Origin of the sequence: Cryobacterium suzukii (genome assembly GCF_004403185.1) — a bacterium.
Lineage (GTDB): Bacteria > Actinomycetota > Actinomycetes > Actinomycetales > Microbacteriaceae > Cryobacterium > Cryobacterium suzukii.
Genome location: NZ_SOHJ01000009.1, coordinates 90,171 through 115,704, shown reverse-complemented (window position 1 = coordinate 115,704; position 25,534 = coordinate 90,171). Strand labels below are relative to the sequence as shown.

Sequence of the window (25,534 nt, the reverse complement as noted above, 5' to 3'; positions counted from 1 at the left end):
CCGCGCTGGCCACCGGAGCGATCCTCTGTGCTGCAATCTGAAAATGGCGGAGCTGCCACGCGTCGACATTTCTGCGCACTAGATTCCGGGTGCGCGCAACGGGCCTCTACCGGTCCCGGCGACGCGGGGCGCCCCCAGCCAGGCGGCGGGCAAACATCGCCAAACCGATCGCGGCCAGCAACAACAACAGTCCACCAAACACGGTGGCCACGATCCAGACCGGCACGAGAGCGCCGATCCGCAACTCACGAACCAGCTCCAGTTCCAGCCCGGTCGCTGCGGCGCCGTTCATGGCCAGGGTCGCTGTGCCGAGAGCCGTCTGCTGCGGGACGATGGCGGTCAGCTCGGCGCGGCCGGCGGCATCCGCTCTGGCGGTGCCGAGAATGCTCGGGTCGCCAGAGAGGGTCACGACCACCGGTGAGCCGGGCAGGTAGCCGGAACCGGTGACGTGAACCTGTTGTCCCGGCGACACGTGCACGGCCGGGCCGCTCACACCGAGCTCGGCCAACTTCGTGGGGTTCGCGAGGCCAGCGACTGCACGGCCGACGGACTTTCTGAAGCCGGGCGCCTGCACTGCGTAGCGCTCGGCGCTGGCCAAAGCGGATGCCGTGGGTTCGACACGCGCACGATTCTGGCTCCAGAGCAGCATTGCATCGCCGATCGCTGCGAAGCCGTCAGCGTTGGGCGCCAGCTGCCCCTCGTCGGTCACCGTGACGAAGCTGTCGTCGTCGCACAGGGTGTGGTTGGGCTGCAGGGCATCTTCGGGCCCGGCGACGTAGTAGACCTCGTAGCCGTCAGCGGCCACGCGTAGGGCCGCGGTTTCAAGGGACGCGTTCAGGTAGGCGATTACTGTGTGCCCAACGCGGGCTTCGGCGCGGCCCCACTCGGTGGTGCAGTCGATTCCGCGGTCGCTCGAGAACAGTTGCGGGTAGGCCGTCACGATCACCGGCGCGTGGGCGCCGCCGCGAGCTTCACGGGCCGGGGCGGTGTTGACCGTCGCCCAAATGCTGCGGTAGACCGGGCCCAGGTCAAGCTCCTGAGCCTTGCCGATCACGGTGCGCACGGCCTGGTCGTCGAGCGCGCAGCCCGAGCTGGCGCACAGGGCGAGCAGGGCATCGAGCCCCACGTCGGCGGCGCCAACCGAAACGACCACCTCACTCACGGCGGGCTCGGCTGCGAGGCGTTCAAGTTGGTTGTCGGCGCCGCTTGGCACTTGCGAACCGAGCAGGTTATTGCCCGATGTTGCGGCGCAGGCGAGCACGATCGGGTCGGTCGATGCGGCCAAAGCGACGGCGTACCCGGCGGCTGCGCTATCGTCGCCGGCGTCACCGTCAGACCGGCAGGCGGTGTCGGGGCCTGACGACGCCAGGCCGTCGCCGACGAGAGCTGCCGGATAGTCGCTCGCCGCAGCATCCGCCAGAATCGGCCCGGGTTCAATCGGTTCGGTGCGCTGCTGCAGGGTCTCGTAGCTGCCCTCAACGATGACGGCATCAACCTCTGGACCCCAGGCAATCACCCGATAGTCGGTGCTGCCGATCGCGTTCTGCACCGCACTGTACAGCTGCACGCTCTGCGTGGTGCTGGCCCCGGGCGGCAGGTTGCCGAACAGCAGTTGCGGTGACGGGCTGACCAGCGGCACCAGGTCACCGCTCGGAAAGGTGAGTGCGACGGTGATGTCTGCCGCGTCTCGACCGGAGGGGTTCGTGACCGTGACGTCAACGTTTTGGGCCTGATTGGCCAAAATGGTATCGCCGGCCGCGACCGTTAGATCGATGCTGGCTCGACCGAGTTCGGAGAGCTTGTCGGCGAGCGCATCAACGTCGTCGACCGAGGTGTAGGTGCCGTCGGTCTCATCGGCGATGCACTTGAGCTCAGTTTCGCCCAGGCCGGAGGTTTGGAAACCAACGGTCTGCACCTGCAGGTCGAAACCCTGCGCGCGAATCTGCGCCGCGGCCTCGCAGGGATCGCCACACCCGCTTTCCCCATCGGACACCAGAGCCACGGTGGCGCCGGTATGGCCGTCTTCTTGCAACTGCGCGGTGGCAGCGAGTAGCGCTTCGGCGGTCGGCGTACCGCCGCCGGCTGTGAAGCCGTGAATTTCCGACACCAGATCGCCTGTGCCCACGACCGGTGCGACCTCGATGGCGTAGTCACCGGGTTCGTCGCAGCTGCCACCGTAGGTCCAGATGCCGACCTCGGCACCCAGCGGCTGGTCCATGACCAGTTCGGTGAGAGCCCCCTGGGCTTTCTCAATGCGCTCACCCATCATCGATCCGGAAATATCTACGACGACGAGCAGGGGGCGGTTGCCGGTTCCGGTGGCCATGTCGGGGTTCGTGACCGTGTCGGCATCCGCTTGATCGCCGACGGCTGGAAAATCGTCGTCAGTGGACTTCACGTCCCAATAGACCTTCTTGTAGATTTCCCAGCGAATGGCTTCCCAATTAACCAGTTCTTTGTTGAAGACCTCGAGTTTCGCGCCCACGATTCCCGAGACCACGAGGTCGAATTTGCTCGCCAAGACAGTGGATGCGGAACTTCCCGACACGACTTTGCTGGTGCTACCAGCGGTGAGCGTTGGCACGACCTCAATTTTGAAGTAGGCACCCACCATGTCGTACGCCAGGGCGTCGATACTCAAGGACAGCTTCGCAGCGAATTCGACTTCGAGGTCGCTGGTCCAGACAGTGGGCGCCGCGTCGGATGTCGTGCTGGAGAACTTGGCGAGCTTGCCGTTTTCGAGGCGCACACCCATTTCGCGCGTGGTCCGTTCGACACTCGTGTAGGTGGTGGTGCCGGTCAGCGACAGTGACCAATCGAATTTAGCCACAAAATTGAAGGTGATCACCCAGGGAATGGGAACCAGACCGACAGGAATCACCCCCGCCAGCCGTCCCAGAACCAACCCCGGCATTTCAGCTACATCAACGTGCGCCGGCGACGGAATTTGCTTGAGCTTGAACCGCTCCCGCTTCGAACCGTAGGTTACGGCGATGGCATTGTACGAACTGATGTCAACCTTCTGGGTCTGCTGTTGTTTGACGCTCGATTCAAACTCCTCGAGCGCGGTGGTTACCTCTGAGGTCCACTCCCAGAGTGGTGCAATTTTTATGGTCACGGTTGCTCGGGTCACCAATTCGAAGGCTACCCCGAGGGTCAGGCCGGCTTCACTGGAGAATTTAGGCTTGGGCGCGGGGGCCGACGTCGGTTCCGGTGTCGGAGTGGATGTCGGCACGGCGAAATCGACATCGCCCACTTTTCCGCCCGCAGAGATTTCGTCCACTGAGGCCTTCAGGTTCAGCTTGACATCGGCGCTCTTACTCTCGAATTCGACCGAAACTTTGGGTGCCGTGGTGACGGAGACCGTGGCACTCAAGTCGACGACACCGACGCGCGAGGATTCGGCGGAGTCGGTGGCTGAGTCGGTGACGGGGGCCGCACTGGCGGGCGCACCGGCATCCTTCGTCGTCCCGAACGACGCTGGAAGTACGGTCCGACCGGTCTGGGCGGTCGACTCGCCACTACGCGCCGTGTCGGGTGCCTCACTGGGCGACGAGGCTCCCGTCGAGAGCAGCTCGTCGACGACTCGCACGTCTGCCTGAAGCACGATGTCGCCGAACGCTGCCGGCCGGGTCGTCAGGACCACGAGCCCGTCGATGAGTTCAACCGCGGTGACCTCACGCATGATGCCGTTCGGCGTTGCCGTCGACACCCCGGCGACGATGAACTCGCCGACGACGGCCGGAGACAGCCCGGCAAAGGAGATCGATGAGGCCGTCAGGTTGGATGCCACGTCGAGGCTCGCCGCATCGAGCACGACGGTGCGGTTGTTGGCGATGGCCGCACTCTCGGCCGGTACGTCTACGCTGAACGCGACCTCGTCCTGCCCGGTCTGGCCGGCCCAGTCAGTGACCGTGACGCTCACCTCGTGCTCGCCGGGGGTCGCAGAGGTTTCGATGCTCCAGGTCATCGGAGTCGTGGTCGTGTTGACGTGGGCACTTCCGATGGAACGATTGCCCAGGCGCACCTCCACGAGCTGCACACCGGCATCCGCTTGCTCGATCGTGCCGCGAATGGAGAAGGTACCACCAGCGTCGCCGAGGTTGACCGTGCCGTTGGTGGTCGGTTGGGTGATGGTGAGCGTCGGCGCGTTGTCGTTGGCCGGCAGTACGGTGGGAAAGTATCCGAGCAGGGTGAGCGACTTTGCGATTGCTCCGTCTGGCAGGCTGATGGTGCCGCCGGGGCCTGCAATGACGAGAGTGGATGCCGCCCCACGCACCGGCAGGGTCGTCTCACGTCGGTCATCGGCCCGGCTGTCACCGGCGTCGGCACTCACACTGCCGGGCGCGGCGCTCGTGATTTCGACGCTATAGAGGGCGGAACCGACGGCCGCGGTGTCAACCTCTGTCGGCAGGGTCGGCGCCGGGTCTGCCGGGTCCAGGGCGGTGGTGGCGACGGGAACGAGCCCGCCGACGATGGTGGCAGCGTCGAGCGACCGGCTCTGGCCGGCGACCCAGCCGGTCACGCTCGCACGCACCGCGTCGACTGTGCCGCCAAAGCTCCACTGGAACAGGCCACGATCATCGAGTGGCACCAGTATGAGTGCATTCGTCCAGGCTCCGCTGCTGTGCACAACCGCCGGGCCGTCATCAGCGCTCTCGGTGGGCAGGCTGAGCCTCGCGTCGGAACCGAGCAGGGCAACCTGCAGCCAGACGGCCGCCACGTCTTCGGTCGGCACGGCGCCGAGACCCTGCGGGCTGAGCGTGATCGGCGTGTCGATGGCGGAGAGCGTGCCGCCGAGGCCGCTCTCCGTGTCGATCACGAGTCGGGGCGCGATGGCCACGCTGCCGCCGGGGCCGACCGCCGGCTCGCCCTTTTCAGCGACCTGCAGGTAGGCGAACAGGGTCAGGGTGACGGTAACCGTCTGGTCGGCGGTCAGGGTGAACGATCCCGTGTCGTCGAGCAGTACAAGCTGCGAGGTCGTGCCAGGCACGTTCGCGCTGAAGCTCACGGACGGGCTGTCGCTCGGCTCCGCCCCAACCACGATTGCGCCGGGCTGGTCGCCGGGTACGATCTCGAGCTGCAGCAAAACGGAGGTGGTATTTTTCGGAAGGGCGGCATCCGCTGGGTCAATGGAAAACTCGGTCACGGCATTCGCGACGAGGTCTTCTGACCCAACAGCGAACGGTTCGACCGCGTGCCAGCTTCCGGCCAGGCCGGCGTTGTCAAGGCCTTCGAGGGTGCCGGCGGAGGCGCTGCTGCGGCCGTCGATGAGAAACCAGACGACCCCGATCGCCAGTATCAGGGTCACGACGAGCCCCGCGGCGATCATGATGAGTGCCGCGCGACGACGCGGCGTCGGAGCGGCCCCCGCGGTACTCACTTAGAACTTTCCGAGTTCGTCGATGCTGCCGAGAACTTCGGGCACAATCAGCACGGCGCGCGAACCGCGATTGGATTCGGTGTTCGTGACCTGCACTGTGAGTTCGGTCACGTCGGCGACGAGCCAGCTGAACGCTACCGACGGGCCTTTGACCACCGTGTAACGGGCAATTTCGGCGCCGTCGGCGAGCACGACCACCGTAACCGGATCGTCGGACGAGGAATCGTCGTCGAGGCCGAGTGCCCCGGTAATCTCGGCGGCGTGGCCATCGAGCGACCAGCTGAACGTTTCGGTGTCGGTGCCGGACGACAGCGCCAGCACGGTGTCGTAATTCTGGCCTCCCACTGATCGTGTGCCCGTGTTCGAATACCCCTCGCTCATCTCAACATCGTCAAGCGGGATGCGCGAAGCACTGTCGGCGATGATGATCGCGACCGATTCGGGCAGCGCCGAGCCGGGCGCCGGAACGATGCTGGTGACCGTGCCGACGACGGCACCGGGAACGTACTGGCGCGTCTGTTCAACGCGGGCCCCCATACCCTGCAGCTCGTCGATAATCTCGGCCGCGGAACGGTCGGTTAAGGCAGGCACGACGGCGGGCGTGGATTCCAGGATCGTGACGCTCGTGGGATTCTCGGCGCCGAAGACCGGCGTTTGCTGCACGATAACGCCGACCATGCCGGCTGCCGGACGCGTGGCGACCTCGACGAGTTCGGCCGGGACACCCGCATCGACGATGGCCTGCAGGGCCCGATCGGTAGCGAGTCCGCGCACATCGGGCATGATGGCCACGTCGCCCGGTTGGTATTCCGGCAACGCCACGGTGATGACCTCTGGACTCGTGCGCGTAACCTCGGCCACGACCAAGTGGTTGGCCACGGCCCAACCGGCGAAGACTCCGCCGGCGCCGCTCGCCAGCATGAGGGCGAGAACGGATGCCGCAGCCACGGCGATCCACCAGCGTGCCTTGCGCTCCCGCGGCGCCGGTGCCGTACCCGTGGCGGCGAGCTCCGGCGCAGCCGGCTCTGCCGCTGCCAGATCTGCCGCTGCCAGCTCTGCCGCTGCCAGGTCTGCCGCTGCCAGGTCTGCCGCTGCCAGGTCTGCCGCTGCCAGGTCTGCCGCCGTGACCTCGGCGATCCACTGCAGGAGGCCGGGATAGCTCGCGGGGTTGTGCGCGATAATATCTCGCAGTTCCGGATGCTGCTGGGCAAGCTCGGCGAGGCGCTCCGGGCTGCTCTGGGGGTCAGCGGCGAGGCTCTGCAGGGCGATAAGCGTGGGATTCACGGGCTGGCTCCGGTACTGAGTGTGAGTGAGGAACGGTCGACCGCCCAGCCCAGCGTCTGCTGGAGCGCTGGGCCGGTGCTCGATGGACTAGAGCCCGTGGACTAGAGCCGGTGGACTAGAGCCCGCGGGCGCGCAGCGCCTGCTGCACGAGAGGGTCGGGCGACTGCGCCAACCAGGTGAGCAGGTCGGGGTAAGCGCTCGGATTGCCCGCGAGTTGAGGCCAGACCTCCGGGTGCTTCTGCGCAAGGTCGTAGAGCTCAGCGGCCGAAGTGGCCGGATCGCCGGCCGCCAGACTGGCCGCGCTGGGAGCTGCGACCGGTATCTGGACCGGTGCCGGAGGAGCTGGCGGTGCCACAGGGGGCGCGGGCTGCGAAACGGCGACAGTGACGGGCGCGGGGGGCTCGGTGGCTGGAACGACGGGCGCCGTGGCATCCGCTTGAGTGGTCGACGCGGCTGCCGGCGCCGCCGCATAGCCGGTGTAGGTTGCCTGGGCCTGGGCCCGAACCGGTCCGTACTGGGTGAAGTAGCTGCGAACGGATACCGGAACGGTCAGCGCGTAGAACACCAGCGCGGGCAGTCCGAAGGCCAGGGCGAGGCTCAGCGTGGCCGCGGTGCTGAGGATTACCAGGGAGAAGGAGGCGTATTCCGCGCCCTCAAACAGCCAGGAATAGAGCTCACTCAGGTTCTCGTCGGTGATGGTTTGCCCGCGCAGCACGACGAAAACGATGCCGAGCACGGTGACGAGGCCGGTGAGGCCGAGCACGAGCCACTGGCTGCCAGCCGGGTTTGACCGCAAGGTCGTGCGGGTGATAATCGCCACAATGATGATGATCGAGAGCACGATCGTGGCGCCGATGTTCAGTCCGGTAGAACCGGTACTGGCACCGCTGCCGATTAGGTTCGCGATGACCAGCAGTACGCTCAGCCCGGCGGCGCCGATGATGAGCACGAGCGCGAGTGACGCGACGCCGAACCATTTGGCAATCGGCTCAATCGGTACCATCGCCAGGCGCAGCGCCGGCGTCGAGGTCAGGCCAAACAGCCCGGCAAGCAGAATGAGCGGGTAGCCGCCCCAGCTGAGCGATTCGATCCCACCAACGGACAGACCAAAATCGGTGAGCGCGTCGACCGTGATGACTCCGATGGCGATGCCGCCGAGCGTGCGCCCGACGGTGAGCCAGATAGCGTTGCCGCGCAAAATTCCGTAGATGGGCAGCAGCACGGCGGCCGCACCGGCGAGCACGGCCACGACCGCGGTGAGTAGCACCACGGCGCTGACCTGAGCGGCTGACCCCACGACTCCGAGAATGATCGCACCGAGCATGGTCAGGGTCACGACCGCGCCGTAGCCGATCACGATGCGGTGCCAGAGGCGGGCGACCGGGTGGTAGCCGACGATTCCGACCAGTTCTGCGGAGCGCGGCTGGGCAGCGAGGAAGGCCCCGGCCAGTCCGAAGGCTGCCGCATAACCGAGCCCGGTCGTCTGATCCTTCGAGAAAGCGTCGACGAGCATGAACCCCAGAACGAGGAGCACGTAGGGAACGTTGACCAGCAGTCGGATCAACCAGATCTGGGCCAGCCCGACGCCGGGACCGAAGACGCCGGCCCTCAGCAGGTAGGTGAGGCTGAGCGAGAACAGCGACAGCAGTGTGATCAGGATGACTTCGATGCGGCCGGTCGCTCCGATCGTTTCGCTCATGCCGAAGTCAGTGCTGAACATCCACGGTAGGGCCAGGGAGATCAGGAGCAACAGCAGCGCTCCGCCGTCGCGCGCCCAGTCGGACGCGGGGATGCCGGCGAACGGATTCGGTCGGGCCGGCGCGGGTGCATACTGTGGCGGCGCGACGGGTGCGGCGTACTGCGGGGCAACGTACTGCGGAGCGGCGTACTGCTGAGCGGCGGGCGGCTGCTGGGGGGCGTTCGAGTCGAAGGTCATCGGGGTCCTCTGTGTTCGTTCTGGATTCTTGTCACTGTCTGGCGAGGTTGTTACTGGTAGAGCCGGTCGAGCTTGCCGTCCTGGCTGAGTCGCACCAGGTTCTGCACGGCGATACCGGTGACGTCGGCCACGGTACGCATGGGGCTGACGAACCATCCGCTCTTCTCCTGCACGGAAAGAACCCGCCAGCTACCGGCACCGAGCTCCTTCATCCACGCAGCGTCGTCGAGGCATCCGTCGAACGACGAGTAACCCGAATCCGTGGTGACACAGACCCCGGAGATTTCGGTGCGGTACGGCCAGTTATAGCCGTCACCCTCGATCACGATGCCGTCAATGTCGAGGTGAGCGATGTCGCCGGCGACCTGCGGGGTCACCGCAAAATCCGTGATCTGCAGGTTGTCGTAGTCACCATCTCCATCTGTGGGCATGAGCGCGTCACCATACAGGCTGAGAAAGCGACGTTCCGCTTCGGGCAAGACGGCGGCGAGGTCGTCGTAGTCGCCGTTCTCCCCGAATGCGATCACGGCCTCGGCAAATCCTTCGGCAGCAGCGTCCGCGGTGTCGAAGGTGACCACATCGTCGGCGGCGACCAGGCTGCCCCGCCTGGAATCGTCCGATCCGCTCTGCAGTATGTTCTCGCCGGTAGTGAGCAGGGGGCTGACATACCAGGAGCCGCCCTCACGAACGGTGACGATGGTCGCGTCGTGTCCGAGAGTGTCGGCAAGGTCGGCGGCGGTCTGCGTGAACGGCAGGAGGTCGTTCAGCTCGTCGATCGACGACTCGCGCAGGTCGGCGATCATCGACTCGGTGTCGCTCTCGTCGTAGCCCCACGACTCCTGCTGCAGGCGCAGCTGCGGCGCCACGACCTCGAGGTAGGCGTCCGCGATCGTTTCGGCATCACCGTTCATGGTCAATTCACCCGCCGTGATGGTGACGACCGCGATACCTTCTTCAATGTCTTCTGCCTCGAGTTCGAGCCCGGTCAGGGTGATGTTCAAGCTGTCGACGAGCGTGTTGATGAGCTCCGGCATGTCGATCGGGTCGCCGTTCTCGTCGTCCATGGCGATGGTGCCGAGCTGATCGATCGGAGCTTTGAATGATTCAACCTCAGCGGGAGACAACGAGCCATACAGGCTGATCAGGTCCATATCGGCGGTGCCTTCGAGCAGTTTCTCGACCGCGGCCGTCGGAGAGGATGCCCCGCCCAGCTTCGAGAAGACGGCCCCGTATGCCCACACACCGCCACCGGCGACGAGCAACACGACGACCCCGATTGAGCCCCAGATCAGCAGTTTCTTGCGCGGTCGCTTGGAGGTCTGGCCCGGCTGGGCATACGGATTTGCCGGAGCGGATGCCGCTGGGGCGGGTACTGGCATCACGGGAGCGATAGTGCCGAGCTGGAGCATCCACTCAATCAGGGCCGGGTAGCACGACGGGTTTCCGGCGATGACGGGGTGCAACTCGTGGTGGGCTGCGGCGATCTCCGCGAGCCGGGCCTGCGGGGTCGCCGGGTCGGCGGCTTCCCGGTGCAGGGGGGAGGTGGAATCTGTCACGAGAGTAAAGCTCCTAGCTTGTTGGTGCGTGCGAAAGGGTGCACAGTATGGGGGTGGCGGTCGGACGAGGCGCGATTACCACGTGAGAATCGTGAAAACCGTGTACGCGGCGGCTGCCAGCACGACCAGAACTGTGCTCGAGATGATCGCCATCAGGGTGAATCGGCGACGGCGACGTTTCGTGACTTCGGCATGCTCCCGAATCTCGGCGGCCGCGTCAGCGAGACGGAGGCGGGCCAGGTCGGGCAGTACGTCGGGGATTGGTGCCGGGGCCTTCGGCGAAATAATCGCCGGAGTCGGCCGCGCCGCGTAGCGCACACTCTCGCCGCTCTGCACCTGCGGCGGCTGATATCGGCGTTGCAGGGAATCAACGACCGGAGTGTGTACGGGAGCGGTCGCCCGCCGCCCACTCAAGAGCGTGTCGGTGGCCGTGCCGCCCCTGGACGACTGCACTGTGGCCTCGTCGGTTTGGTCAGCAGGTGCGGCATCCTCGTGCTGCGTGTCCGCAGAATCTCCTGCTTCGGTGGGGGGCTGCCGCACCACACGGCGGGTGTGATCATCATTCGCACGCCGCACAACACGCGTATGTTCGTCGGCAGTTCGCTCAACAATGACGGTGTCATCAGAGTCGGGCCCAGCTACCCCTGTTGGCTCAGCGGGCTGCATTGCGGGCCGCTCGTTGCACCGGTCGGGTGTCTTCGGTGCGGGTGTCGGACTGGTCTTCGCCGATCGCGATGCCGTGCCACGAGCTGACCCCGCCGGCGATGACATCGATCACGATCACGGAAACGTTGTCGCGTCCGCCATGTTCGAGGGCCCCCGCGAGCAGTGCATCCGCCGTCTGCTGGGTGCTGCCGCCCAAGGTCAGGCCGGCCTTGATGGCCTCGTCGGAAAGCTCGCCGCTGAGCCCGTCGGAACACACCAGCAGGCGTTCGCCGGTCACGACCGGGCGCAGCCAGTAGTCCGCACTGCTGTTGTCGGCGCCCATCGCGCGAGTGATGACGTTTTTTCGCGCGAAGTTGGCGACATCCGCTTTCAGTAGTGAACCCTCCTCGATGAGTTCCTGGGCGAGGGAATGGTCGACGGTGAGCTGCTGAAACTCGCCGCCGTGCAGGCGGTAGACGCGCGAGTCGCCGACGTTCACGATGAGCCATTGCGGGGAATCTTCGTGGTCGATGAGCACCAGGCCGGTGAGGGTGCTGCCCGCGCCGCGCCCGGTCGAATCCGACACGGCACGAACCCGGGTGTGGGCGCGCTCAACCGCAGCCACCACGTCCCCGGCCACAACATCGATGCGGCCGACGCAGGCCTGAAATTCGGCGATCACGGCGGAGCTGGCTCGCTGGCCAGCTTCGAGCCCGCCCATGCCATCGGCGACGATGAAGACCGGTTGGGACACCAGCAGCGAGTCTTCATTTTCGTGCCGTTTGCGGCCGACATCTGTGCGGGACCCGCACTGCAGCGATACCCCGGCACTGGTCGCTCGCGGGTCGGCGAGGTGTGTCATGGCTCAGGCCTCCAGATAGATGCGCGCCGCGAGCTCCCCCAGCAGGAACCGATCGGTCAGGGGCGCACTCGCACCCGCATCGAGCTCATTCTCCAGGCCTCCGCCGTCGATGAGCACGACACCGTTGGTCGAGTGCAGGTCGCTGATGCCCCACGCTCCATCGACAAAATCCAGGCGGGCGTGGGTCTTCGACACCGTCTTGCCGGGGTCATGCAGTGGAACCAACTGTGCAGCTGAGTGCGCCCCGCCTCGCGCCGGGTTGCGGCCGAGCAGCACTACCGGCTTGGTGAGCGAGACTTTCAGCCCGTGTTCGGTTTCGAGCGTCCACGGCTTCATGCGACGCACCACGATCATGGTCTCGTCGAGGTCGTCGTCTTCGGCTGTGCCTTCGGATGCGTTTTCGGATGCGTCCTCGGCTGCCTCGCTGGCGTACGCTGCGCGCGCTGCGAGGGGTACAACAGCAGAGACGTGCGCGGCAACCGCGACCGGAACCGCTGGGGGGACCGGTGTCGGGACCGCTGCGGGAAGTGCCGCGGGGACTACTGCGGGGACTGCCCTGGCAGCGATCTCCGCGGCAGCAGCGGCGAGCTCACCGGGCAAGGCAATCGGGAGTTCGGCGGCCAGTTTCTCGCGGGGCGCAGCAGCGAATGGCGCGGATCCCGCCTGAACGACCGGCGCCGGCGGTGCCCATGGATTCACCGGTGCGGCGACCTGTGCGGGGACGACCGGAGGCGCAGGCGGGGCGGGCGGCGCGGCGAAGACCGGAGGCGCAGGCGGGGCAGAGACTACCGGCGGCGTAGGCGGGGCGGGCGGGGCAGAGACGACCGGCGGAGCAGGCGGGGCGGGCGGGGCAGAGACGACCGGCGGAGCAGGGGTTGGTGCCGGCGGGGCCGGAGGCGCGCTGACGTAAAACGGCGGCGGACCGGTGGGCAGAGCGTGCGGAACCGGAGGTGCGGGCGGGGTGGGCGCTGCGGGCGCGAGAAACGCTGCCGGTGGTGCCGGGGGAAGTAGCGCAACGGCAAGCTGAGCGGGCACCTCCGGCGGTGCAGGCGGCAAGGGTGGCACGGGTGGCGCAGGAGGCATCGGTGTAAGCACCTGTTGGCCAGCCGGTGCGGGAGCAGCCGGCGGTGCTGGCGGTGCCGGCGTCATCGATAGCGGCGTCACCGGGGCAAACGGAACGTACCCGGTCGCGGGGATCCCGGGCATCCAGCCGGAGTCGACGGACTTTCCGAACCCGAGCACGCCAGCCCAGATGGGAGTGGCGACCACGTAGAGCAGGGTGGAGCCGCCGCCGTGACCGAGGCGCCGGTTTACGTTGTTGACCGCCATTACGAGCACGACGACGGCCACTACGTTCGCGACGGGGATAAAGAGGCCGACTACCCACAGGGCCGAATAGCGGCCGAGTTCAAACAGGGTGATGCTGTTGACGATCGGCACCCAGCCCTTCCAGGCCTGTTCTCCGAGCTTCACAAAGACTTTACCGAGACCGATCGACGAGAAGACGTACACGCCGAGACTGAGCAGCACGGTGACCGCGACTATCGCGATCATCGCTCCAGATGATTCATCCATTTATGCTTCGCGGCCGCTGACGGGCGGCCGCTCCCCCATTCTGCTGGTGTCGCGCCGGTTTGGGCGCACGGTTGTGACGTCGTAACGAGACGTGCGTCGGCGAACAGTGAAAAGTCGGCGGGCATCCGCCAACCGAGAAAAAGAGCGCAGGGAGATGGCAGCGCGCAGGCGTTGCCGCCGGGTTCCGCTCGCAGCGAGGCCGGCACGTTCGGCCGTGACGAGCGCCCAGAAGGCATCGCTCTCGGATGCCAGCGGCGATGTTTCGCCGAAGACGGCCCGGTCGGCCAGCGTCGCGAGGCGTGCGCCACCGACCGATTGGTAGTGCGAGGCGGTCTCGACCCGGGTCATGCTTCCCTGATCAGCCAGGCCGCGGTCGACGGCGGCGTCGATGTATTCGTCCCAGCCGCCGGCAAACCGCGCCGACACGTCGGTAGCCCGCGCTCGGTCACGGCGGCGTTTGAGTTTGGCGCCGAGAATGACCAGGAACGGCGTGCTGATGGCGAGCAGTGTGGCCAGGCTGATGCCGCCAATCTTGAGGGCCGCGAACAGCCAGGCCAAATCGGGGCCGGTGAGCGGATCCTGTTCCTGCTGATCTTCGCCGCTGGTGGGGTTGGCTTCTGGCGCGCGCTGCTCGGTGGCTCCCTCAGCGATGACCTCGGTGTTGTACTGCGGGTCGCGCGTCGTGTCGTCGATGGGTGAGAGCGGGTTCTGAAATTGCGGGGTCGCATCAACGGTGACCCAGGTGCTGTCGCCGCTGCCGACCTCGACCCAGGCCGCAAGGTTTTGCCCCGAACAGAGACCCGCGAGGCAATCGCCGGGTGTGCCCGAATCAGCAACATCGGCCGCTCCAAGGGTGAATCCCAGCACCACCCGAGACTCAAATCCGAGGTGACGGGCGAGCAGGGCGGTAGCCACGGCGAACTGTTCGTCATCGCCAATTCCGGCCACGAGCTGGGAGTTCTCGGTGGCAGTCGTGCTGTTCTGCTTCTCGAGCAGCGCGGTGAAGAGCGCGTCGATGCGGGCGACCGAGTGCCCGGACAGGCTCGGCGAGAACTGGTAGTCGCCGAGGTCGGCGGTCCATGAGGCTGCCGCAGGCAGGGTCAACGAGTGGCTGAGGTAGCCGCGTGCACGCAGACGGGTGACCAGTTCGGCCAAACCGGCGCCATCACGCGTGATTGCCTGGGCATCGACCCAGTCGACCAGGCTCTGCGGAATGAGCGTTTCATCGATCGTGCTGCTGGCCGGGCGGGCGAGACCGGCCAGGTCCGTCGCATCCGCTGGCTGCTCGGAGACAATCGTGTATCGGTCACCGCTGTCGAGGGCTTTGAGTTGAATTCCGGATGCCGTACCCGCGTTGTAGAAGAAACCGTCGCTCAGGTCAGCAGCCCGATCACCGGCAAAGCGGATGCTCGACAGCGAGCCGGCCCCCGGCATCCAGACACCGGAGTACCCCGCAATGTCGAAGCGGGTCGTATCGCCCTCGGCGCTTGCGCCGCGCGAGTGCGGCACCCGAGCAAAGGCCGTCGTCTGGTCGGTCTCGCCGTCGGCCGGGTTCACGACCCGAAAGACTTCACCGTCGTAATAGCTGAGCACGGCGAGGCGTACGCGCGAGTCTGTGCCGTCGTCAACCGCGGTGCCGGTTACCGTGAACAGCTCGGTGTCGTATTGCTCGGCACTGAAGTAGCTGCGGTATTGGCTGAGCGGGCTGACGTACTCGCGCAGATCGACGGCAGGGTCGATGCTGCTACGCAGCACCTCACGGGTCGGCGTCGCCGCGACGACCGAGAGTCCGCCAAGGGTGACGCCGATGGCGAGCACGAGCACCCCTCCGGCAAGAATGGCCCGACGGACGCGACCGCCGAGACCGCCAGGAGTACGCCGTACCCCGGTCGTGCGGGCAGCCAGGTCGAGCGCCACGCTTCGGGCCAGGTGGGTGCGCCAGGCCAGAAAGCCGAAGGCGAGCAGCAGAGCGGCCAGGCCGATCAGGCTTTCGCGCGGAGCCAGCACGTTCACCCCGACCACCGTCAACGGAACGCTCACGGCGCTCGAGCCGAAGACCAGGCCGAACAGTTGCACGCCTAAGATCAGCGGCACGGCGAGGGCCACGAGCCGACCGCCGCGCCACGCCAGCGAGAGCGCGACCGTGGTGCCGCCGAGAAACAGCAGAAAGGCCGGGGCGAGCAATGACTGATACGAGCCGACCGGCAGTTGAATCGTGACGAGCTCTTTCCAACTGAACACCGTCGCAGTCACCAGGTCGAGCAGCCCACCGAGCACGCCGTCAATACCCGTGAGGGCGGTCGGCACCGCGAGCGGGACTCCGAGCACAAGGTAGGCGCCAAGCACGGTGAGCAGCACGGTGAACCACGACCAACCGCGTCGGGCACCGAGCCAGGCGAGGGCCGCCCCGGTGAGAATCGCTCCGGCCGCCATGATCAGGTAGCTGGTGTCCTGGTAGATCGGCCAGGCCGCCCACACCGCAACGAGCATCATCGCCACGATGAACACACCGTTGATCACGTGGGCACGGTGGCGTACGACCCGCCCACGACGCGGACGGGTCGTCGGCACGGCAGCGGGGTGGCCAGCTGGGGGAACTACGACGGGCGTGCTCATGCGGCTCTTCGGCTCAGCAGGGAGCGAAAGTCGTCGAGCACGCCGATGGTCAGCACGCTCGTGCCGGCCAGGTCGCGAAAGCTCGGCTGTGCGTTGGGGTTGCACAGCACAGCGACGACCTGCACGTTGCCGGCGAATTTGAGGGTGAGGGCTTGTAGACGCCGTGCAGTCATGGCGGAGCCGCAGACCACGAACGCGATGGAAATATCGGGCACCACCTGCGCGGCGAGCACGCAGACGTCTTCGACATGCATCGCGTGCCCACTGGTTTCGATCGCGGTGAGGTCATCGAGCAGGGTGCGTGTTGACACGACGCTCAGGCTGCGCACAGAACGGATGCTGCTGCGCACGATATCGGGGATTTCCTCGCTCGCCACGACGGCCAGGTCCCGCCCGTCGCGAATGGCGCGCACGCCGAGCGAGCCAGCAGCACTGACCGCCATCTCGAACTCGTCCTCGGAGGCGTATTCGGAGGCGTTGAGGCTTAGCACGATGGCCAGGCGTGAGCGTCGGCTTTCTTCGAACTGGCGAACCATGAGTTTGCCGGTCTTCGCGGTCGATTTCCAGTGGATGTGCCGCTGCCCGTCGCCGGGTGCATACTCGCGAATGGCGTGAAAAGAGATGTCGGAGTCGACAATATCGCTCGTGGGGTTGCCCTCGAGGTCCCGCACGAAGCCGGCGCTGGTACTCGGGATCGACACGGTCACCGGGTGCACGAACAGGCGGTTAACGTCGGCCCAGGCAACTTCGCGGCCGAGCACGCCGAGCGGGTCGCTGCGCACGGTCGTAACCGGGCCCACGTCGATGACGCCGCGGCGGTAGGCGGGCACGCGAACGTGCTCTTCGTGGACCTGGCCGGCGCGCAACAGCGGCACGTAGACATCCGCCAGCCCTTTGCCAATGGGAACGTCGACGCGCCCCGGCAACTCGAGCCGTTTAGAGACGTTGGTCACGGTGAGGGTGCCGAGTACCTCGGAACCGGCGACGACCCGGTCAACCGGCAGCGTGAAGTCGACGCTGTAGGCGCGGCCGCCGGCTAGGAAAGGCAAGGAGATGAGAATGAGGGCGACGGCAACACAGCCGGTCACGATCAGTTCGGTCCAGCCGAAGACCAGGCCGAGCGGCAGCAGCACGATCGCGGCCGTGACCACCACCCAGCCGGCTGGCGTCACCGTTTCGCCGACCCATTCGACGGATGCCTTCACACCGTTTCGCACCGTTCGCGACACGCGCATCCAGAGCACGACAGCGCCCACGAGGGTCAACGTCGTTGACTTGTTCGTGCGCGTGGTGCTGTACCGGGTATGCGTGGCAGACCTGGTCCGGGTGGAAGTGCGCGACTGCGTCGATGTAAGTGCGCGACGCGATTCGGTGTGAAAGCTCACGCCAGGTCGCTCCGACTGGGCGGCACCACGTCGAGCAGAATCTGGCCGATGACGGCGCTCGCGGTGACGCCGTCAAACTCGGCCTCTGGATCGAGCACCATCCGGTGCGCCAACACCTGGTCCGCGAGAGCCTTGACGTCGTCGGGGGTGACGAAGGTGCGGCCGTGGGCAACGGCCCAGGTTTTGGCCGCCTTGGTGAGAGCACGGGCGCCGCGCACGCTGACGCCCATGCGCACCTGGCGGGCGTCGCGGGTGGCCTCGACCAGGCGGCCGATGTAGTCGTAGACGAGCGGGTTCACGAACACTGAGCGTGCAATGTCGCTCATGCTCACGAGCGCCTGGGGGGTGATGACGGGGGCGAGTTCGTGGCGCACGTCAGCGGTGCCCTCGAGAATGCGAATGGTCGAGGCGAGGTCGGGATAGCCGAGCGAGGCCTTCATCATGAACCGGTCGAGCTGGGCTTCTGGGAGCCGGTAGGTACCGGCCTGCTCGATCGGATTCTGGGTGGCGATGACGAGGAACGGCACCCCGGTGGAGCGGGTGACGCCGTCGATGGTGACGTTGCCCTCTTCCATCGCTTCGAGCAGCGCCGACTGGGTCTTCGGGCTGGCCCGGTTGATCTCGTCGGCGAGCACGACGTTGGCGAAGATGGGTCCGCTGTGAAACTCGAACTCGCCGGTCTTCTGGTCGTAGACGGTGATGCCGGTCACGTCGCCGGGCAGCAGGTCGGGGGTGAACTGAATTCGGGTCGAGACGCCCTGCACGGTCTGCGACATGGCTCGGGCGAGCGAGGTCTTACCGGTGCCCGGGTAGTCCTCGAGCAGCAGGTGGCCCTCGCTGACCATCGCGGTGAAGGCAAGTTCGATCACGTGGCGCTTGCCGAGAACGACCTGTTCAACGTTGTCGACCATCATCGTGAAGGTCGCGGTGAACCAGTCTGCCTGTTCCGTGGTGATTGTCATGTGGGGAGCTCTTTCAGTGGGGCGAGATTGTTAAGAAGTGGGGCCGCAGGTGATCTCGGCGGAGTCGCTGATGTCGGATATCGTTCCTAGGCCGATGACCTTGCCGGCCGTCCAGGCCAGGCTCCAGCGAACGTTTTTCATCTTTATGGCATTGGTGGGCACCTTCGACCCCGCCGCATAGGTCCAGATCGGTTGGTTGGAATTATTCGGGTCTGGCACCAGGTAGTCCGCACCGGTGACTGTGACCACGGCTGTGCCGGACAGCGTGCTGGTGTACGCAAACGCGATTTCCGATCCAGGGACGCATCCCTCTGTAGCGCCCAGTATCGAATACTGAACCTGCCACGCGCGGTCGGTCTTGGCTGCGCCGACCGGCGACGAATCGCTGCACTTGCTCGGGTCCTTGATCGCGCAGTACTTCACGAAGATGGCCGGGTCGACGCCATCAACGATCGCGTCCATGCCGTCGAAGACAGTCATAAAGTCGGCATCCGATGATGCGGTACCCGTCGGCTCGTCAATCCGGTACTGGCCGTCTGTTGGCCCAGACACAGCGTATTTGTACGCGTTATCGCCCGGGACCGCCGGTTTCACCCAGGTTGTGGTCGGCTCAAACTGCGCGGTGGCCATGCCGTAGCCGTTGGAGTAGCAGACCGTCACATAATACTTCTCGTGTTTCGTCAAGCCTGAGATCGTCTGCGTCTTCGACTGGTTCGTGGCGAGCGAGAAGACCCCGTCTCCATCGCCTGTAAGGGTGCAGTCGGCATAGTCCCCCAGAGAGGCCAGATACAGCCACTCTTCGGTGATGGCACTGGAATTCTCGTTGAAATCGGTGCCCGAGACTGTAATTGAAGCGTCATCAGCCGACAATGATCCGGGCGAAGCGATCCCGGGCAACCCGGCGACGAGCACGGCTTGACTCTTCGACTCCTCGGTTGGTCCACTGCCGGCCGGCTGCTCGAAACTGCTGAGGGGGGTGACGGTTACGGTCTGCGCACCCACGCCGAGCGCCAGCTTGTGTACCGTCTTCGGCCCGGCGGCGGCATCGATGACCGCATCGCCGATTCGGTATCGGTTCGTGGAATCGTCGGTGTTCTCGATCGTCACGGTGACCGCACCAACCGTCGCCGACGTCACGACCGAGTCGTACTCGGGCTCGGCCGTGAGCGTGCCCATGTCCGGAGTGTCGTAGGACCAGGCAGTCACGCTGACGGCGCTGCGGGATTCACCGACCGAGTTGACGGCTTTGGCCTCGTAGAGCGCCTTGTCACCGTTGTCGGTGGTTCGAATCACGCCGCAGTTACCCGAAGTGTCGCATCGGGCCACCGAAGCACCGTTGCGGTAGAGATTGAAGCCTTCCAGGGCCGGGTAGGCCGCGTTGGCACCGCCCGGGCTGACCGAGAGCGTGATTGCCCGGTCGTCATAGGCGATCTGGGCCACGGCGTTCGGTGCCTTCGGGTAGCCCTGCAGGTCCACCGTGATAGACCCGTTACGGCTTCCGGCGCTGAGCTTGCCCTGGGCGTCGCGCACCACAAAACTTGCCTCGCACACCCCGCCAGCGGTGTCGCCCGACCAGGTGGCCCGAACGTTCTTGGAGTTCTCTACCGCGAACGACACGCCAACGCAGGTGCTCGGCGCGGTGACGGAGACCAGTTCGAGTGGAGTACCGCGGTAGAGATTGACCTCACCGGCGGTGCCAACGACCGCGATCGAGCAGCTCGATCCCGACGATTGGGTGCAGGTCGTCGCCACGGTGCCGCCCTTGGGCAGTTCGCTCGGAGCCGGGCCCACCTTGAGCGCAAGCGCCGCCGGAATCGCCTCGCGGTGGCTCGACAGGCTCACCGTGACCGCTACCTCGCGGCCGGCTACGGCGTTGTCAGCAACACCAATCGTAAGAATCGATCCGTCCTGCGACACGGTGAACTGGTCAGATGAGTAGTCGATCGCAAAGGTCAGTGCGGGCACGTCGCCCTTGCCCTGCCACTCGACCATGTGGCTGAGGTCGTAACGAATGGCTTCAGAACCGGGGCTTGCGGTGAGCGCCGCCGGCCGCAGTTCCGGCTGAGGATCGAGCGGCTCGACCACGATCGGCACAACCAACTGCGTGTAGTCCTCCTGCCCGTCGATGCGTGCCGGCACCGTGCAGGAGTCAGTCCACGGCGCGTCGGAACCGGCCGTGTAGGTGACCGTCGTGCCGGAGTCGAACGTGCACGCCGCGTTGCCACGTTCCCCTGACGAACGGATGCCGGTGCGCTGCAGTTCCAGCGTGGAGTCAGCGGGAATGGATACGAGGTTCTTCAGATCAAAGCTGACGGAGGCGTCTTCCCGCACGTTTTGGTCGACATTTCCTTTTTTGAGCGCGATGATGATCGCATCCTTGGCCGGAATGCGGAGGAACCCATAGGTGGTCACCTCGATACCCTGAAAGTTCATTCCGGTTAGGGCGAACGGTGCGAGCAGGCCCTCGTCGGGAACGTCGCCGCTGATCTTCCAGCCGGACACGTCGAGGCCCGGGCGGTTACCCCACAGGGTCAGGGTGAGGTCGGAAACATCTCCAGAGTTCCAGGACACCTTGTCGGTGACCACGTCGATGCCCTTCGGGAATCCGTCTCGTTCGTCGACGGTCAGGGTCGTATCGATCACGACCGGATAGTCGGGCACCGAGGTACGCACAACCTTGACCACGATGAGGCCCTGGCCGACGTCGTTGTTGGCGTTGGTCACCGAATATACGAAGGTGAGCAGGCCCGGCTCGTCGCCGGCCGTGAAGACCACCTGCTCGTCGGTGACGGAGTCGATGCGCTGCGCCAGTGCGTCGTACTCATCGGTGCCGACCGCCGCGTCGGGGGTGACCGCACTCAGGGTCAGGCTGCCACCGCCGGGTTCGATATCGTTGGCGGCGGGAAAAACGACGACCTGGTTGTCGGGGCCGGCCTGCACCTCGACGTAGTCGCTGAAGGTGATCGGGCTGGGGTTGGAGCGCTGGTCGAGCACGCCGATGCGCGCCAGTGCGATGCCCGTGGACCCGGCGGTGTCGCGCACGCGGTACTGAAATTCGATGGCACCGTGATAGTCGCGGGGGCTGGAGTAGACGATGGCGTCGCCGGTGGCATTGAGCGAGGCCGTGCCACGGGCCGGCTGGGTGAGCACCCGATCGAGCACAACGGTATCGCCGTCGGGGTCGGTACCGAAGCTGTCAAAGGGAATCTCGATGGTCTCGCCAGACAGCACCCGACCGTAGAGGGTGTGCGGCTGGGGCGCAGTGTTCTCGCCGTTGGCAAGCACCTCTACCGAGACCACGGCCGAGTCGATGAGTTCGGGAGCGCCAGCGGTGTACACGCTGTAGGCGAGCTCGTAGCTGCCCGGCTCCTCGGGGGCGAGGTAGCGCAGTTCCGCGCCAGCCGCGAAGGCGAGGCCGCGTTCACTGCGGTTCTGCACGGACTCGGCGTTGAGCATCACGATGTTGCCGTCGGGCGCCACATCGTTGTTGAGCACCGGAATGTCGATCTGGGCGCCGACCCGCACCGAGACGCTGTCGTTTATGGCGATCGGAGTCTGCGGAACGGATGCCGGAAGCAGGTAGACGGTGGCCTCGCCGCGCACGGTGTAGAGCGGGTTTTCGGTGCCGTCCGACACGGTGTAGCGCACGGTGCCGAGCTTGCCCGGCCGTTCGTCGGCGGTGGAGCCGCGCAACCGCAAAATATTCTGCCCGACGACGTCGACGCTGAGCGAGGCGCCGAATACGGTCTCGGGAATGGCTTCGCCGAGCAACAGCACTCGTCCGGCCGGGTTGGAGACGGCGGTGAAGACGTCAACACTGGTGTCGGCCTTGGGCCGCACGAAAACCGACACCGGGGAGGTCGTGAGAGCCTGGGCATCCGCTGACACCACCGAAATGCGCACGAGCGACACGACCTCGGCCACGTCGTCGGCGATGGTGAGGCTGACCGTGTAGTTGCCGATCGTGGTCGCGGCGAAGTCGATGGCGGTGCCGTTCGCGGCAATGCTCACCGTCGACCCCTCCGCGCTCGACGGGGTCGTCGCCGACGTGATGCGGTACAGTCCGGCGGCTCCCGAGATGTACTCGGCCGGGTTCACCGTGAGCCGCTCGTTCACCGAGGCAAGCAGCGCGAAGGGTTCGACCGTGAGTCGCGGCGTCGGCGTGACCACGATGGTGAGTACCTTCTCGGTCGAAGCGCCGTGAATGTCAGAGACGCGCACCAGAATCGTGGCCGACTGCGCGGTCTGTTCGGCCGCGTTCGGGTGCTTGTAGACGAGCACGCCGGCCGGCGTCACACTGACCGAGCCGATGTCAGTGGTGTTTACAGCGGATGCGACAAAAATGGGATCACCGTCGGGATCGACCCAGCCGGGCAGCACCGGCACGGTCACGGTTCCGCCCGGTTGCACCTCGGGGCTCGGCCAGTCCTGCAGGCAACCGTCGGTGCCGCACCAGACCGGCGCAGTGTTCACGTCGTCGCCGTGCACGGTAAGCGTGACCGTGGTCGACGGCGAATCGAGGCCGCCGGTTCGGGAACCGTCGGTGATGGCGTAGTTGAAGGTCGCCGAGCCGCTGGCGCCGGGGGTTACCTGCACGGCGAGTGCCTGGTTCTGATCCGTGACGGTGACGGTGCCCCATGAGGGATCGAGGCCGGTGACCGAGGCCGGCACGACGCTGAGCACGTCGTCGTTGGCGTCGTGGTCGTTGAGCAACGCCGGCAGCGGAACGAGCTGGTCGACGCGCACGCCGAAGGAATCCGGCACGGCCACGGGGGCCTTCGGTTCGACGACCTCGGAGGCTTCCTCCACGTCGTCCTGGCGCTGGGGCTCTTCGGCGGCGGCCAGGGTCCAGTCCTGGGAACTCGCGACCAATGCGCCGTCAGGTACGGTCCACACCCATCCGCTCTGGGTGTCGTTGAGAATCAGGAGTGACTCGTTGGCGCGAAACGCGGGCGCGGCGTCGCCGTTCGGAGCGAGAGCGCCGTAGCTGAGTACGGATTCGCCGCCGCGCTCGCTAAACAGAGTGCCGCCGGCTCCGGAAGCGGGCAGCCAGGCAGCGTAGCGTTCCCCTTTGAAAGGGGTCGGAGCGGCGGGGGCGCCGAGTACCGCTTCGGAGTTGCCGACCAGTTCGGTACGGGCGCCGTCGGTAAGCGCAAAGGCGACGAGGCCGGTCTGGTCGGCGATGAGCACGTCGTCGGCGGTGCTGCTCGGTCGTTGCAGCACGGCCAGTTCGCTCAGATTGGTCTCGATCGGTGCGTTTTGACCTGCCAGCCAAAGTTCGTCACCGGCCACGCTGAGCAACGCCCAGCTGTCACCAACGATGCTCAGCTGGCTTCCGGGTTCGGCCGGACCGTCGGTGACATCGTCCACGCCGAGAATTTTGTCGTCGACGATGGAATAGCGCAGCATGCTGTCGGCCGCGCTGGAGTAGCTGTAGAGCACCCCGTCAGGCGTGATCGCGATGGCATCGGAGCGGTACGCGCGTGGAGTCTCGCCCGGGGTGACCTCGTCGTCGGCGTAGGGGTTCACTGCTCGGGGCGCTTCCACAGCGCCGACAGCGCCGGCGAAGACCGTTCCCGTGCTCGTGAGGTAGCCGACCCAGGAACTCGACGACACGATGGTGCGGGTTCCGGCCGGTGTGCTGCCGTAGTCGCCCGCGTCGTCGCCGAGGTTGATCGGTGCCGCGAGGCTCACGTCGACCACTTTTTCGTTGTTCTGCGCGTAGAGCAGCACGGTGGAATCGGTTTGCACCAGTTCGCTGGGGGCTGGCACTGTTTTTACGGTGTCCAGTTCGCCCAGGTCGGTGTTGACGCGGGCGTATCGGTTGCCGTCGCCGCTCTGCAATGCCCAGATTGAACTCGCGTTCACCGGCGTCTGCTTGACATCGAAACCATCGACGACGATCGCCACCGTGGCCAGCAACGCGCCGATCGCGGCGACCGCGGCAATGCGGATCACGCCGAGGCGAGCCTTGGAGAGCACTGGCAGGCGGCGGCGAGCGCGTTTGCCGGCCATCAGATCACCCCGGTGATCACGAGCACGCCCACGGTGGCGCCGATCCCGACGACGACAGCGCTGGACAGGAGCAGGCTCAGTGTGAGCGGGGTGAATCGGGTGCGCCCGGTGTCGTGATCGCCCGGCAGGGTGCCCTCGCGGGTCTGGGACGTCGGTCGGCGAGTGCTGCGCCTCGCGCCAGGCCGCAGGGTGGGAATTATGACGTCGGAGATGACGGCGCCACGCGATTCGTGGTTGTCAAAGTCCACCGGGGCACCAGCGGTTGCCCACGCTTCGTCGGCCACCTCCAGCGCGGTGAGTGGCAGTCCGAGGTCGCGTTCCACCCGCTGCAGGTCGTGGGCGCATTCGAGCATGCTCGCCTGGCGGGCCGCGGGGTCGCGACTCATCATGCGGGCGAGGGCACTCTCGAGGGAGGCGGGAACATCCGCTCGCCCGATGCTGGTGTATTTCGCGCGGCCAATGCGCTGTTTCAGCTGCACGCGCGACGCGTTGGAACCCGCGGGCAGTTCGAACGGTGCCCTGTCGGCGAGAAGCGAGTAGATGGTGGCGCCGAATGACCAGACCTCGGTCGCTACCGTGCCGGTGGTGCGTTCGTCGACGACCTCGGGTGCGCTCCAGGGCAGCGACATGGCGAACAGTTCGTCGCGAGCGCCGCCGGCCAGGGAGGCGGCGATGCCGAAGTCACCGAGCACGGGGCCGCCGAAGGTGGTCGTGAGAATGTTGGATGGCTTGATGTCGCGGTGCAGCACCTTGGAGCGATGCGCTGTTTCGAGAGCACAGGCGATGCGCACGGCAACGCTCAGCACGGTCGTTACGGGAAGCGGTTCCGCGCGTTCTCGAGCGGAATAAGAGCCGGGGCAGAATTCCATGACCAGATACGGGCGGCCATCGGCAGAGATGCTGGCGTTATACACGGTGAGAATGGACGGATGCGAACTGAGCCGCGCCATAACATCGGCTTCGGCGTTGAACGAGCGCAGCACGTCGTCGTCGACGATGTCCTGCAGCAGCACTTTGACCGCGACGGAACGGCGGGGCATATTCTGTTCGAACAGAAAAACGTCGGCAAATCCGCCGGTACCGAGGGGACGCACGTAGGTGTAGCCCGACAAAACGGGCGGAGCAGAAGGAAGACGCCTACCCATCGTTCCCCCGACCTGCATTGTTCCTGTGGTGCGTCTTTGTGTTGGCTCGCAAAGACTCAGCTGGTCTCAAGCTCAAGCTTAACGATGCCGCCCGACCCCATGACCGAACGGGGCATGTGCTACACCCCCAGAATGGGGGTGCCAAACTTCCCGGTCGACACATCGACTCT

At 66.0% G+C, this 25,534-nt stretch carries 12 protein-coding genes; all 12 read right to left on the bottom strand.

Annotated features, from left to right (window positions below; translation table 11 throughout):
- Positions 1-106: 106 nt before the first annotated feature.
- Entirely contained in the window at positions 107-5,383 is a 5,277-nt protein-coding gene (locus E3T39_RS09205; RefSeq protein WP_134514630.1) for a VWA domain-containing protein, read from the bottom strand.
- Complete coding sequence (locus E3T39_RS09200) at positions 5,384-6,667, bottom strand: variant leucine-rich repeat-containing protein (RefSeq protein ID WP_166784096.1); 1,284 nt, start codon at positions 6,665-6,667, stop codon at positions 5,384-5,386. It abuts the gene before it with no gap.
- Between the two features lie 115 nt (positions 6,668-6,782).
- Complete coding sequence (locus E3T39_RS09185) at positions 6,783-8,603, bottom strand: DUF7937 domain-containing protein (RefSeq protein ID WP_134514622.1); 1,821 nt, start codon at positions 8,601-8,603, stop codon at positions 6,783-6,785.
- 50 nt (positions 8,604-8,653) lie between these two features.
- Positions 8,654-10,159, bottom strand: coding sequence for a variant leucine-rich repeat-containing protein (locus E3T39_RS09180; protein WP_134514620.1), 1,506 nt, complete (start codon positions 10,157-10,159; stop codon positions 8,654-8,656).
- A gap of 75 nt (positions 10,160-10,234) precedes the next feature.
- Entirely contained in the window at positions 10,235-10,702 is a 468-nt protein-coding gene (locus E3T39_RS09175) for a hypothetical protein (protein ID WP_134514618.1), read from the bottom strand.
- Positions 10,703-10,811: 109 nt separating this feature from the next.
- Positions 10,812-11,666, bottom strand: coding sequence for a PP2C family protein-serine/threonine phosphatase (locus E3T39_RS09170; protein ID WP_134514616.1), 855 nt, complete (start codon positions 11,664-11,666; stop codon positions 10,812-10,814).
- Positions 11,667-11,669: 3 nt separating this feature from the next.
- The gene (locus E3T39_RS16590) at positions 11,670-13,241 is read right to left on the bottom strand and encodes a DUF5684 domain-containing protein (RefSeq protein ID WP_134514614.1); all 1,572 of its coding nucleotides are present in this window, start codon (positions 13,239-13,241) and stop codon (positions 11,670-11,672) included.
- Positions 13,242-15,857 carry a transglutaminase domain-containing protein gene (locus E3T39_RS09160; protein ID WP_134514612.1) on the bottom strand — a complete coding sequence of 872 codons (2,616 nt, stop codon included), beginning with the start codon at positions 15,855-15,857 and terminating at the stop codon, positions 13,242-13,244.
- Positions 15,854-17,113 (bottom strand): DUF58 domain-containing protein, encoded by a 1,260-nt coding sequence (locus E3T39_RS09155; RefSeq protein WP_241979637.1) that lies wholly within the window; start codon positions 17,111-17,113, stop codon positions 15,854-15,856. The genes E3T39_RS09160 and E3T39_RS09155 overlap by 4 nt, the downstream gene beginning before the upstream one ends.
- A gap of 125 nt (positions 17,114-17,238) precedes the next feature.
- The gene (locus E3T39_RS09150; protein WP_134514608.1) at positions 17,239-18,204 is read right to left on the bottom strand and encodes an AAA family ATPase; all 966 of its coding nucleotides are present in this window, start codon (positions 18,202-18,204) and stop codon (positions 17,239-17,241) included.
- 30 nt (positions 18,205-18,234) lie between these two features.
- Positions 18,235-24,219: an Ig-like domain-containing protein gene (locus E3T39_RS09145; protein ID WP_134514606.1), complete on the bottom strand. Its 5,985-nt coding sequence runs from the start codon at positions 24,217-24,219 to the stop codon at positions 18,235-18,237.
- A complete protein-coding gene (locus E3T39_RS09140) occupies positions 24,219-25,364 on the bottom strand; it encodes a serine/threonine-protein kinase (RefSeq protein WP_134514604.1) in 1,146 nt (381 codons plus the stop codon). Before E3T39_RS09140 ends, E3T39_RS09145 begins: the two co-directional genes overlap by 1 nt.
- Between the last annotated feature and the right edge of the window lie 170 nt (positions 25,365-25,534).